This window comes from Paraburkholderia sp. RAU6.4a (assembly GCF_050435625.1).
Taxonomy (GTDB): domain Bacteria; phylum Pseudomonadota; class Gammaproteobacteria; order Burkholderiales; family Burkholderiaceae; genus Paraburkholderia; species Paraburkholderia tuberum.
Genome location: NZ_JBNDKQ010000002.1, coordinates 3,772,940 through 3,785,392 on the forward strand (window position 1 = coordinate 3,772,940; position 12,453 = coordinate 3,785,392).

Consider the following 12,453-nt stretch of genomic DNA (forward strand, 5'->3'; position numbering starts at 1 on the left):
GGGTTCGCCAGCCGCTTACCGTACGCACGCAAGGCGCCGGATCATACGGAAGTTGCCTGTCCCTGCCACGGAAACGCGGCCAGCACCTCCCGGATCGCCATATCGAAAGGCGTGCGTCGGCCGATTCCGAGTACCTCTAAACGGCTCGATGCCAGATGACAGTTGTGCGGGCGCGGCGTCGCGTCGGTGGGTGTGCGCTGGGGCGTCAGGCGCGCGTCGAGTTGCAACGCTTCTGCCAGGCGCACGGCGATCTCGTACTTGTTCATTGGTTCGTCGCCCGACCATTGCACGATGCCAGAGACCGTTTCGCCGCGCGCGTGCCGCTCAAGCATCTGTCGGATCACGAAAGCGACATCGGGCGTGAACGTAGGATAGCGGATCGCCCAAGCGTCCATCCTGGCAGCCTCGGCCCCCGGCGCCGCCGCCGCTGCAATCGCCGGCACGAGGCTAGTCACGGCCGATTCCGACCAACTGACGATCGGACCATATAGCAGCGGCAGACGCAGCACGCATCCGCCCTCGGCCGTGTCGGTCAGCGCTCGCTCGCCTTCGAGCTTGCTCTGTCCGTACGCGTTCAGCGGCGCAGGTGTGCTGTCGTGACGATAGGGCGGGTGCGTGCCGTCGAACACGTAGTCGGTCGAGATCGACAGTGTCCACGCGCCGTGTCGGTTCGCCGCCCCGGCGATCATTCGCACGGCATCGACGTTCAGCGCGCGAGCAAGCGCCGGATCGCGCTCGCATACGTCGGGACGGCGCTCCGCCGCGGCAATCACGACGGCATCCGGCGCTACGCGGTCGATGAAACGCTCGACCGCAACGCTATCGCGAACATCCAACGCGACCATTCGCGGAGACGTTCGGCTATATGCGGTGGAGACGGTCTGCCAGCCGGTCTGGCGCGCGAGTTCGTCGTTGAGCGCGCGGCCGAGCAATCCGGAACCACCTATTACGGCAACCTTGAACATGCGCGGCACCCTCAGCGCACAGACGTGACCGTGTATCCGGCCTCGTCAATCGCGGCCTTCAGCGCATCGACGGGTTGCGCCGACTCCACGAGCACGCGGCCGGTCGCGAGATCCACCTGAACCTGCGCGGCGGCGTCGTGCTCGCGAATCGCGCTCGTGACAGCGGCAACACAGTGCTGGCAGCTCATGCCTTCTACATGGAGTTCGATTGTCATTGCAAAGACCTCGGCGGAATCAGATTGCGGATAGTCGAATTATGCCTGCCGTACCCTGTTTGGGTAGCTGACCTTCCCACCATGGGAAGGTGTAGGATCGATTGGAATTCAGCCGCAACCTTGAGGAAACAGTCATGAACATAGGCGAAGCGGCCCGCGTGTCGGGCGTTACGGCAAAAATGATCCGCTACTACGAAAGTGTCGGCCTATTGACTGCGAAGGCGCGCACGAGTGCCGGTTATCGCGTGTATGGCCCGCAGGAAGTGCATTCCTTGCGCTTTATTCGCCAGGCTCGCCGGCTCGGATTTCTGGTCGAGGATATCCGGCGGCTGCTTGCTCTATGGCACGACCGCTCGCGTGCAAGTGCCGAAGTAAAGCGGATCGCGCTCGAACATGTCGCCGAACTCGATCGCCGCATCGCCGAACTGACGGACATGCGCGACACTCTCGCGCATCTGGCCGATCATTGTCATGGTGATGACCGGCCAGATTGTCCGATTATCGAGCGACTGGCGGACACCGATCTTGTATCGGACAAGGTTGCCGCCCGCTTTAGCGGCTGATCGAAGTGCAACCCAGCCTGCCGATTCTCAAGGTCGAGCGATTCATGCACCGAAAGTGCGCATAAAAATTGCGAAAATGACATCCACTTAAAGGACGCCTGGATGAATCGCAATAAAATCAGGAACTGCATTGCACCTTTCGAGTGCACTATTCCAAAACGGAATGCACACCATGCGGGCATTTCACTGTTCAGGTTGCACCTTAAGGCTATAATACGGGTTAACCCTTTTACGGGAAATCCCTGATGCCAAATCACCGGGGATTCGATCTGATCCTTGGAGAACATCATGTTTGCATTCATTCTTGAGAAGCTCAGCACCTGGTTCGAAACCGCGGAACGTAGCCGTCGTGTGGCATATCTCGCCTCGTCGTCGGATATCGTTCAGCTCGAACAGCGCATCCGTTCGCTCGAAACCAACGGCTATTCGCTGTAAGTTTCCGCTTTGAGTTTGACCTGGCGGCGCCTGCTTTTGCGCGGCCGTGCAGTACCAATGTCGAGCCCCGTCAAAGCGGGGCTTTGTCGTATCTGGACATCGAAATCCGCGTGTGCCTTCGACGTTTTTTCGAGTGAACGGCGCAAGAAAGCTGCTGATGGCGAATATCGACTAGCTTCGTAACGCGGCCCGCGGTAATGTATGGCGTTTTTCGCACAAGACGGCATTCATAACCAATCGGGCTGTCCATGTCCTCCGTCCGTTCGCTGCAAACTTTCCGAGCCGTGATGGCCGTGGCCGCCATGGCGACGCTCGCCGCCCTCTGCGCCGCGTCGGACGCATTCGCAGTGTCCGATAACGGGCGTCCCCCCGTGATCCTCGATACGCTTGGCGGCGTCAATAATGGCCAGAGCGGTACCGTACTGCTGAGCTCGCCGCCTGCGCCGGAGCCGATCGTCGCCGCGCCGCCGATCGCGGCACCGGTCGAGCTGCCTCCGGAATCGTCGCCGCCGTTCGTGGTCGCGCCGTATATCCAATTGCCGGCGGGTGGTGGCGTGCCGCGGCCGGTGCCTCGAGCGGTGCCCCTTCCGCAATAGGTACCGACGGCGCGAGAGATCGTCGTCGGTGCTTCTGCGCGGTCCCGTTTCTCCCCCATACGCCAGCTTGCCTCGCACCCGACAATCTCATTCGGGTTTGGGCGCATGGCGTCCGTGAAACCGTCCGACGACAATCGTTGCGCGCCTCGCCGCCGTGAGCTTCGATCTCGGCATGTGCGCCTGCGTCACAGCTTCGAACGGAAAACACAACAAGGAGACGTCACCATGGTCAATCAATGGATGCAGCGTGCGACGCGCGCCTGCGTGATCCTGCTCGCACTGGCTGCGTTGCCCGGCGCTGGGTTCGCGAAGGACACACCGGAAATGCCGACACTGACGATGGCCGTCGGCGGCTTACCTGGCCTGTACTATCTGCCGGTCCTCGCCGCACAGCAGCTCGGCTACTTCAAGGACGAAGGCCTGAACGTCACGCTCGAAGATTTCGCGGGCGGCTCGAAAGCGCTCGAAGCGGTGGTGGGCGGCAGCGCCGAAGTCGGCGCGGGCGCGTTCGAGCACACGTTGTTCATGCAGGCGAAGGGGCAGCACTATCGCGCGTTCGTGTTGATGGGCCGCGCACCGCAGATCGTGATCGGCGTGGTGAAGTCGAAGGCCAATCAGATCAAGTCGCTCGCGGACTTCAAAGGCGCGAAGGTCGGCGTGAGCGCACCGGGTTCGTCGACGGATCTCGTGCTCACCGTTGCGTTGCGCAAGGCCGGCGTGCAGCGCAGCGACATTTCGGCGATCGGTGTCGGCAGCGGCGCGACGGTGCTGGCCGCGGTGGGCAGTGGGCAGATCGACGCGCTGTCCAATGTCGATCCAATGATGACCAAGCTCACGCGTAGCGGCGCCATCAAGGTGCTTGTCGATACGCGCACGGTGAAAGGCACGCAGGAGGTGTTCGGCGGCATGATGCCCGCGGCGACGCTTTACGCGGCCGAAAGCTTCATCCAGAAAAATCCGAAGACAACGCAGGCGCTGACCAACGCGATCGTGCGTGCGGATCATTGGCTGCAGACTGCGAGCGACGCGGATCTGCTGAAGATGGTGCCGCAAGCCTATCTATTGGGCGACCCGACGCTCTATCTCGACGCCTTTCACAACGTGCGCGACGCGTATTCGCCGGACGGACTGATGCCCGCTGATGGCCCGGCGACGTCGCTGCGCGCGTTGTCGTCGTTCGATAGCCGGCTCGATCCGAAGAAGATCGATCTGGGTGCTACCTATACGAACCAGTTCGCGAGCAAGGCGGCCGCGCAGTTCAAGTGAGCGTATGCGGAGATCGGGTTGCGCAAGACAGCTGACGGGGAACCGCGCGCGGCACGCTCACGCGCCGCTCATCACGTTCAATTGCCGCGATATTCGACCTTGAACGTCGCAGCCTTGTCCTCGCCGAGCGTTTTGACGAGCCATGGCATCTGATCCTTCAGCGTCTTGGCGAGCGTATACGGCGGATTCAGGATGAACATGCCGCTACCGAACAGCCCATAGCCGTCTTCCGGCGGATTGCTGACGCTCAGGCTGACGTGCAGCCAGTTGTCCTTCTGCAACTGCTTCAGTTGATCGGGAAAGCGCTGCGACTCAGGGCGCTTGACCTGCGGATACCAGACCGCGTACGTGCCGGTCGGAAACCGCTTCAGACTTTCCTCGACACAGCGCAGCGTGCGCCCGTAATCGCGCTTGTCTTCATACGACGGGTCGAGCAGGATCAGCGCGCGGCGCGGCGCGGGCGGCAACAGCGTGAGAATCCCGTCGAAGCCGTCGCCCGCATACAGCATTGCGCGTCGGCCCGCGTCGCGAAAATTGTGGCGCAGCACTTCGATTTCGGTGCTGTGCAATTCGAAGAGCCGCATACGATCCTGCGCGCGCAGTTGTCGCCACGCAAGATACGGCGAGCCCGGATAAAAATGCAACTGGCCATCGGCATTGAGCGCGCTGACTTCATCGACGTATTCGGCGAACAGCGGCGGGAGATCGTTGCGGCCCCACAGTTTCGCAATACCCGTTTCGAACTCGCCGGTCTTCGTCGCGTAGCCTTCCTTCAGCGAGTAAACGCCGGCGCCCGCGTGGGTGTCGATATACCAGAAGGCCTTGTCCTTCTGGCCAAGGTAGCGCAGGAGCTGCAACACGACGGCGTGTTTCAGAACGTCGGCGTGATTGCCGGCATGAAAGGCGTGGCGGTAGCTGAGCATGATGAGAGGACGCTGAGAGAGCGCAGGCTGGCCCGAAGGAGCCGGCGACGCGCGGTCGCGTATTGTACGCGACCGCGCGTGCCCGGTTAGCCACCCGGTGCGTGGCGCTGCGCGCGCGATTACTCGTGCGCGTCGCCGATGATCTCCTCGATCCGCTGCTTTATCTCCGGTGTGATGCGCTTGGCCACCTCGGCGGACTGCATGTTTTCGCCGATCTGTTCGACCCGCGAGGCGCCGGTGATCACCGTGCTGACATTCGGATTCTTCAGAATCCACGCGATCGCGAGCTGACCGACCGTGCAGCCGAGCTCGTCGGCGACCGCGCCGAGCTGGCCGACCACGTTGTTCCGGGTCGGGTCCGTGAGCTGCTGACGCAGCCAGTCATAGCCCTGCAACTGCGCGCGACTGTCGGCTGGCACGCCGTCACGATATTTGCCGGTGAGCAGACCCGATGCGAGTGGGCTCCACGTGGTCAGGCCGAGGCCGATGTCCTCGTAGAGCCGTTTGTATTCCTGCTCGACGCGTTTGCGGTGAAACAGGTTGTATTGCGGCTGCTCCATGACCGGCTTGTGCAGATGATGCCGCTCGGCGATTTCATAGGCGGCGCGAATCTCGTCGGCGCTCCATTCCGAGGTGCCCCAGTACAGCGCCTTGCCGCGCGCGATCATGTCGCTCATTGCCCACACCGTTTCCTCGACCGGCGTGTTCGGGTCCGGACGATGACAGAACACGAGATCCACATAGTCGAGCTGCAGGCGCTTCAGCGACGCGTCGATCGCGTTCATCAGGTACTTGCGGTTCAGCGTGTGGTACTGGTTCGGCGCTTCGTTGAGTCCCCAGAAGAATTTCGTCGACACGACGTAGCTCACGCGCGGCCACGCGAGCTCCTTCAACGCATGGCCCATGATCTCCTCGGATTTGCCGCCCGCGTAGACTTCGGCGTTGTCGAAGAAATTGACGCCCGCGTCGCGCGCAGCGGCAAGCGATTCGCGCGCGGCGCGGTGATCCACCTGGTTGCCGTACGTGACCCATGAGCCGATGGACAACTCGCTCACTTGCAGGCCCGAGCGCGCCCAGACGTCGATAATTCATGCATGTCTCCTGGTTGGTGATGCCACGGGAATGGAGCCCGGATTCAGCCCGAAAGCGTCCAGTTTAAAGAGATACGGCTCGATGTGCGTTTTACCTATGTCGTTCACAGGGTTCATGCACAATAGCAAAGTCGGCCGCCGCGCTGCATCCGCCGAACGGTCTATACCGTTTGGCCGACTTCTCGCCGCGCGCGGTCTCGTGGTCTCATTGCTCATCAACTGCATGGAGGTTCTGGATGTCGTCTCTGAACTCGAATCTGAACGGCAAAGTTGCCGTCGTCACTGGTGCCGCGAGCGGCATCGGCAAACAGATCGCGTTGACTCTGTCGGCCGCGGGTGCTGCGGTCGCGATCGCCGACCTGAACCAGGACGGCGCGAACGCCGTGGCTGAAGAAATCAGAAAGGGCGGCGGTAAGGCAATCGGCGTGGCAATGGACGTGACGAACGAAGATGCCGTCAACCAGGGGATCGACAAGGTCGCCGAGGAATTCGGTTCGATCGACATTCTCGTTTCCAACGCCGGCATCCAGATCGTCAATCCGATCGAAAACTATTCGTTCTCGGACTGGAAGAAGATGCAGGCCATTCACGTGGACGGCGCGTTCCTGACCACCAAGGCCGCGCTCAAGCACATGTACAAGGACAATCGCGGCGGCGTCGTGATTTACATGGGCTCGGTCCACTCGCATCTCGCCTCGCCGCTGAAGTCGGCGTACGTGACCGCGAAGCACGCTCTGCTGGGCCTGTCGCGCGTGCTTGCCAAAGAGGGCGCTGCGCATAACGTGCGTTCGCACGTCGTGTGTCCGGGCTTCGTGCGCACGCCGCTCGTCGACAAGCAGATTCCCGAGCAGGCGAAAGAATTCGGCATCAGCGAAGAGGAAGTGATCAAGCGCGTGATGCTGGGCGGTACCGTCGACGGTATCTTCACGACGGTCGAAGACGTCGCGCAGACCGTGCTGTTCCTGTCGACATTCCCGAGCGCGGCGCTGACCGGCCAGTCGTTCGTCGTGAGCCACGGCTGGTACATGCACTAAGGGGCGGCCCATGGCGCAACGCAATCTGAAGCGGGCACGGGTGGGCGTGTCGGGCGACGGGGAGGGCGCGGGTCCGTCGGTCGCCGCCCGCCCGCGCCGGCATCTCCGGTTGCCCAACTACGAAACCGTCGCGCTGATGCTGCAAGGCGGCGGCGCGCTCGGCGCCTATCAGGCCGGCGTCTTTCAGGGACTTTACGAAGCCGGCATCGAACCGAACTGGATCGCGGGCATCTCGATCGGTGCACTGAATACGGCGATCATTGCGGGCAATCCACCGGAACGACGCGTCGAGCGTCTGCTGCAATTCTGGGAGACGATCTGCCAGCCGGCGTTCGGGGCGCCCTTGCCGGCTCCGATCGAGCACCTGCTGTTCAATTCGAGCGAAGCGGTGCGCAAGGCATTTACGGCAGCGCAGGCAATGAGCGCGATCGTCGAAGGGCAAAAGGGCTTTTTCGTGCCGCGTTTCCCACCGCCGTTGCCCACGGTGTCCGGTCCGCCGCAATTGGCGAGCTACTACGACACCACGCCGCTGAAGGCCACGCTCGAGTCGCTGTGTGATTTCGACCGGATTAATTCCGGCGGAATACGCGTGTCGGTGGGCGCGGTGAATTGCGGCACGGGCAATTTCGCGTACTTCGACAATACCCACACCACGCTCAGGCCCGAGCATTTCATAGCGTCTGGCGCGTTGCCGCCGGGCTTCGCGGCCGTCGAGATCGACGGTCAGTTCTACTGGGACGGCGGCCTGATGTCGAATACGCCGCTCTACGAGATGCTCCAGTCCACGCCGCGTCGCGACACGCTCGCGTTTCAGGTCGACCTATGGAGCGCGATCGGGCCGGTGCCGGACAACCTCACCGACGTGCAGGGCCGCATGAAAGACATCCAGTATTCGAGCCGTACGCGTCTCGTGACCGACATGCTGCAGCGCTCGCAGCGTTTCCGCCACGTACTGCGCGAGGTGCTGGACCGTGTGCCAGAAGACCAACGCGACGATCCGTGGTGCAAGCTGGCCGAAGATCTGTCGTGTTCAAAGCGCTACAACGTGATTCACCTGATCTACCGGCACAAGGAATACGAAGGACACTACAAGGACTTTCAATTCGGTCTGTCGACGATGCGCGAGCATTGGCGAAGCGGTCTTGAAGATATTCTCCGTTCTCTCGAGCAGCCCGACTGGCTCGATATGCCGGAAAACGATGCCGGGTTCGTCACCCACGATATTCATCGGGATTCGCGCTGATTCCTCGCGGAGAGCCCCGACGCTGCGCCAACCAAGGCCGAACCGTCAGAAAATAAAAAAACGGCGCCCTTTCAGAAAAGGGCGCCGTTTTTACAGGCGGTGGCAGCGGCGAACCTGCTGCACTTGCACGGCAAACCTCCGCGCTGTGAATCGCCTTACTTCAGCACGTGAGCAATCGCGGTGGCGACGACGTCGAGGTTGCGCGTATTGAGCGCAGCCACGCAGATGCGGCCCGTGCTGACCGCATAGATACCGAACTCTTCGCGCAGACGGTCCACTTGCGGTGCCGTCAGACCCGAGTACGAGAACATGCCGCGCTGTGCGTTCACGAAGCTGAAGTCACGATCAACGCCGCTTGCCTTCAGACGCTCGACGAGACCATTGCGCATCGCGCGGATGCGCTCGCGCATTTCGCCCAGTTCGCTTTCCCATGTCGCGCGCAGTTCCGGCGATGCGAGCACGGCCGCGACCACCGAGCCGCCGTGCGTCGGCGGGTTCGAGTAGTTGGTGCGGATCACGCGTTTCAGTTGCGACAGCACGCGCGCCGCTTCTTCCTTGCTCGCGGTGATGATCGACAGTGCGCCGACGCGCTCGCCGTACAGCGAGAACGACTTCGAGAACGACGAAGACACGAACACGTTCAGTTCCTGCGCCGCGAACAGACGCACGGCTGCCGCGTCCGCTTCGATGTTGTCGCCGAAGCCCTGGTAGGCGATATCGAGGAACGGCACGAGGTTGCGCGCCTTGACGACCTCGACGACCTGCTTCCACTGCTCGACGCTCAGGTCGACGCCGGTCGGGTTATGGCAGCACGCGTGCAGCACGACGATCGTGCCCGCCTCATAGCTGTTCAGCGCGCTCAACATGCCGTCGAAGTTCACGCCGTGCGTCTGCGCGTCATAGTACGGATACGATTCGACCACGAAGCCCGCGCCTTCGAACAGCGCGCGATGATTTTCCCAGCTCGGATCGCTGATCGCGACCTTGCTATTCGGATTCACGCGCTTCAGGAAGTCCGCGCCGATCTTCAGCGCGCCCGTGCCGCCCAGCGCCTGCGCCGTGACGACGCGGCCGGCCGCGATCAGCGGCGAGTCGTTGCCGAGCAGCAGCTTTTGCACGGCGGCATCGTAAGCGGCGATACCTTCGATCGGCAGATAGCCACGCGGCAGCGCGGCTTCGACGCGAGCCTTTTCCGCCTCGCGCACGGCGCGCAGCAGCGGAATCTTGCCTTCTTCATTGAAGTACACGCCAACGCCGAGGTTGACCTTGGTGGCGCGCGTATCGGCGTTGAAAGCTTCGTTCAGGCCCAGAATCGGGTCGCGGGGAGCAAGTTCGACGGCGGAGAACAGAGACATGATGGGTGGGCAGCAGTAGTGAAAAGAGGGCGGCTTCGCGCGCGAGCGGCTCCATCTGGGGCGTCGGCGGCGTTTCGCGGGTGGGCGTGAGTTCGACGAAACGCGAAAATCGGGGACGGCCTATGGACAGCGGCGAGCGAGCGCAACTTCGCATTGTAACGAATCCGGGCGCTTTTTTCGGACGACCAGACGGGCAAAAGGCGATTATTTGCTTGAAAAACAGGCACTGGAGAGCCATGTGGCAGTAAGGAATTCGAGCGGGTGTGGCGATGTCGACGGCGCGACCAGGCCGAGGTGCGCTGCCCATTGGCGCTGACTGCGCCACGATGACGCCTGGCGTGGAGGACACAGCCCGGCATGGGAGTTCGCGGTAAACCCCGTCAGGGCACGCAAGTCCGCAAAGGGCCATAACACACCGGCGCCCAGGGCCGCCCTACGTAAGCCCGCTCGATCTTCGCTTTCCGCAACCCGTTAGAATGATTCTTTGCCCAAGGCCCGGTGCCGCCCCTCATGTCCGAACACCATCTGACTGAAGCCGACGATACGCTCGACGAATCAAAATTCATCGCGTTCGAAGGTTCACCGTTCAAGCTCTACCAGCCGTATCCGCCCGCCGGCGACCAGCCCACGGCCATCGACACGCTCGTCGAAGGCGTCGGCGACGGTCTCGCGTTCCAGACGCTGCTCGGCGTGACCGGCTCCGGCAAGACTTTCACGATGGCCAACACGATCGCGCGGCTCGGCCGCCCGGCGATCGTGTTCGCGCCGAACAAGACGCTCGCCGCGCAGCTGTATTCGGAGTTCCGCGAGTTCTTTCCGCGCAACGCGGTCGAGTACTTCGTTTCGTACTACGACTACTACCAGCCGGAAGCGTATGTGCCGCAGCGCGATCTGTTCATCGAGAAAGACTCGTCGATCAACGAGCATATCGAGCAGATGCGGCTGTCGGCGACCAAGAGCCTGATGGAGCGGCGCGACGTGGTGATCGTCGCGACGGTGTCGGCGATTTACGGTATCGGCAATCCGTCCGAATACCACAAGATGATCCTGACGCTGCGCACCGGCGATCGGCTCGGCCAGCGCGACGTCATCGCGCGGCTGATCGCGATGCAGTACAGCCGCAACGAAGCCGACTTCCAGCGCGGCTCGTTCCGCGTGCGCGGCGACACGATCGATATCTTCCCGGCCGAGCACGCCGAGATGGCGGTGCGCGTCGAGCTGTTCGACGACGAAATCGAAACACTGCAGCTATTCGATCCGCTCACCGGCCGCGTGCGACAGAAAATTCCGCGCTTTACCGTGTATCCGTCGTCGCACTACGTGACGCCGCGCGATACCGTGCTGCGCGCCGTCGAAACGATCAAGGCCGAGCTGCGCGAGCGCCTCGAATTCTTCTATAGCCAAGGCAAGCTCGTCGAGGCGCAGCGCCTCGAGCAGCGCACCCGTTTTGACCTCGAAATGCTGCAGGAGCTCGGTTTCTGCAAGGGCATCGAGAACTATTCGCGGCACTTCTCGGGCGCGGCGCCGGGCGAGCCGCCGCCGACGCTCGTCGATTACCTGCCGCCCGACGCGATCATGATGCTCGACGAATCGCACGTGCTGATTGGCCAGCTGAACGGCATGTACAACGGCGACCGCGCGCGCAAGGAAAACCTCGTCGACTACGGCTTCCGGCTGCCGTCGGCGCTCGACAACCGGCCGCTCAAGTTCAACGAGTTCGAGCGCAAGATGCGCCAGGTCGTGTTCGTGTCGGCGACGCCCGCCGATTACGAGAAGAGGACCGCGGGGCAGGTCGCCGAACAGCTTGTGCGTCCGACCGGCCTCGTCGACCCTGAAATCGAGGTGCGGCCGGCGCGCAGCCAGGTCGACGACGTGCTTGGCGAGATCAACGAGCGCATCAAGGCCGGCGACCGCGTGCTGGTCACGACGCTGACCAAGCGGATGGCCGAGCAGCTCACCGAGTTCCTGGCCGACCACGGCATCAAGGTGCGCTATCTGCACAGCGACATCGACACGGTCGAGCGCGTCGAGATCATCCGCGATCTGCGTCTCGGCGCGTTCGACGTGCTGGTCGGGATCAACCTGCTGCGCGAGGGGCTCGATATTCCCGAGGTGTCGCTCGTCGCGATTCTCGACGCGGACAAGGAAGGCTTCCTGCGCGCCGAGCGGTCGCTGATCCAGACCATCGGCCGGGCGGCGCGTAACGTGAACGGCAAGGCGATTCTGTACGGAGACAACATCACGGACTCGATGCGTCGCGCGATCGACGAAACCGAGCGGCGCCGTACGAAGCAGATCGCGTTCAACGCCGCGCACGGCATTACGCCGCGCGGCGTCGTGAAACGGATTCGCGACATCATCGATGGCGTGTACAACATCGACGAAGCGCGTGCCGAGTTGAAGGAGCAGCAGACTCGCGCGAAGTTCGAGGACATGTCCGAGAAGCAGCTCGCCAAGGAGCTCAAGCGCCTCGAAAAGCAGATGATGGAGCACGCGAAGAATCTCGAATTCGAGAAGGCCGCGCAGACCCGCGACCAGCTAGCGCTGCTGCGTCAGCGCGTGTTCGGCGCGAACGTCGGCGACCACGTGTCGGGCGTCGAATAGCTAGCGTCCCTCCACCGCTTTTGTCCACCACGAAAGGGCGCGGCCATTCGCCGCGCCTGTTCACATCGGCCGGCGCTTTAGCTCCCGCTGCAGCCGTCGGCGCGGCCAACTTGGCCGTGACGAATTCCGTCCCTGTTTCCCCGCCGCACGAGCGTTTCTTAAG

Annotated in this window: 11 protein-coding genes and 1 pseudogene; 7 read left to right on the forward strand and 5 right to left on the reverse strand. The window is 62.6% G+C overall.

Features of this window, described 5'->3' with window-relative positions:
* Positions 1-41: 41 nt before the first annotated feature.
* Positions 42-965, reverse strand: a complete 924-nt coding sequence (locus OKW40_RS22265) for a dTDP-4-dehydrorhamnose reductase family protein (RefSeq protein WP_429361811.1) — start codon at positions 963-965, stop codon at positions 42-44.
* Positions 966-976: 11 nt separating this feature from the next.
* The gene (locus OKW40_RS22270; protein ID WP_090803824.1) at positions 977-1,180 is read right to left on the reverse strand and encodes a heavy-metal-associated domain-containing protein; all 204 of its coding nucleotides are present in this window, start codon (positions 1,178-1,180) and stop codon (positions 977-979) included.
* A gap of 134 nt (positions 1,181-1,314) precedes the next feature.
* Between OKW40_RS22270 and cueR the strand changes: the two genes are divergently transcribed.
* The 4 genes from cueR to OKW40_RS22290 all read left to right on the forward strand — a co-directional run bounded on the left by cueR (position 1,315) and on the right by OKW40_RS22290 (position 4,040).
* On the forward strand, positions 1,315-1,743 hold the full coding sequence (gene cueR, locus OKW40_RS22275; RefSeq protein ID WP_429492025.1) for a Cu(I)-responsive transcriptional regulator: 429 nt from the start codon (positions 1,315-1,317) through the stop codon (positions 1,741-1,743).
* 288 nt (positions 1,744-2,031) lie between these two features.
* Positions 2,032-2,178: a DUF3563 family protein gene (locus OKW40_RS22280; RefSeq protein ID WP_429491506.1), complete on the forward strand. Its 147-nt coding sequence runs from the start codon at positions 2,032-2,034 to the stop codon at positions 2,176-2,178.
* A gap of 248 nt (positions 2,179-2,426) precedes the next feature.
* Positions 2,427-2,774 (forward strand): hypothetical protein, encoded by a 348-nt coding sequence (locus OKW40_RS22285; RefSeq protein ID WP_429356897.1) that lies wholly within the window; start codon positions 2,427-2,429, stop codon positions 2,772-2,774.
* Positions 2,775-2,999: 225 nt separating this feature from the next.
* Complete coding sequence (locus OKW40_RS22290) at positions 3,000-4,040, forward strand: ABC transporter substrate-binding protein (protein ID WP_429491508.1); 1,041 nt, start codon at positions 3,000-3,002, stop codon at positions 4,038-4,040.
* A 77-nt stretch (positions 4,041-4,117) separates the two neighbouring features.
* Here the strand turns inward: OKW40_RS22290 and OKW40_RS22295 are convergent, their stop codons facing one another.
* Positions 4,118-4,963, reverse strand: coding sequence for a 23S rRNA (adenine(2030)-N(6))-methyltransferase RlmJ (locus OKW40_RS22295; protein WP_429491510.1), 846 nt, complete (start codon positions 4,961-4,963; stop codon positions 4,118-4,120).
* 119 nt (positions 4,964-5,082) lie between these two features.
* A pseudogene (locus tag OKW40_RS22300) lies at positions 5,083-6,055 on the reverse strand (potassium channel beta subunit family protein).
* Between the two features lie 235 nt (positions 6,056-6,290).
* Here OKW40_RS22300 and OKW40_RS22305 point away from each other — a divergent pair.
* Together OKW40_RS22305 and OKW40_RS22310 are read left to right on the forward strand one after the other, a co-directional pair.
* The gene (locus OKW40_RS22305) at positions 6,291-7,088 is read left to right on the forward strand and encodes a 3-hydroxybutyrate dehydrogenase (protein WP_090803833.1); all 798 of its coding nucleotides are present in this window, start codon (positions 6,291-6,293) and stop codon (positions 7,086-7,088) included.
* Between the two features lie 10 nt (positions 7,089-7,098).
* On the forward strand, positions 7,099-8,331 hold the full coding sequence (locus tag OKW40_RS22310; protein WP_429356900.1) for a patatin-like phospholipase family protein: 1,233 nt from the start codon (positions 7,099-7,101) through the stop codon (positions 8,329-8,331).
* A 155-nt stretch (positions 8,332-8,486) separates the two neighbouring features.
* Here OKW40_RS22310 and OKW40_RS22315 read toward each other — a convergent pair whose 3' ends face one another.
* The gene (locus OKW40_RS22315) at positions 8,487-9,686 is read right to left on the reverse strand and encodes an amino acid aminotransferase (protein WP_090803836.1); all 1,200 of its coding nucleotides are present in this window, start codon (positions 9,684-9,686) and stop codon (positions 8,487-8,489) included.
* 510 nt (positions 9,687-10,196) lie between these two features.
* On the opposite strand from OKW40_RS22315, the gene uvrB reads away from it, so the two are divergent.
* Positions 10,197-12,290, forward strand: a complete 2,094-nt coding sequence (gene uvrB / locus OKW40_RS22320) for an excinuclease ABC subunit UvrB (RefSeq protein WP_184062154.1) — start codon at positions 10,197-10,199, stop codon at positions 12,288-12,290.
* Positions 12,291-12,453: the final 163 nt, after the last annotated feature.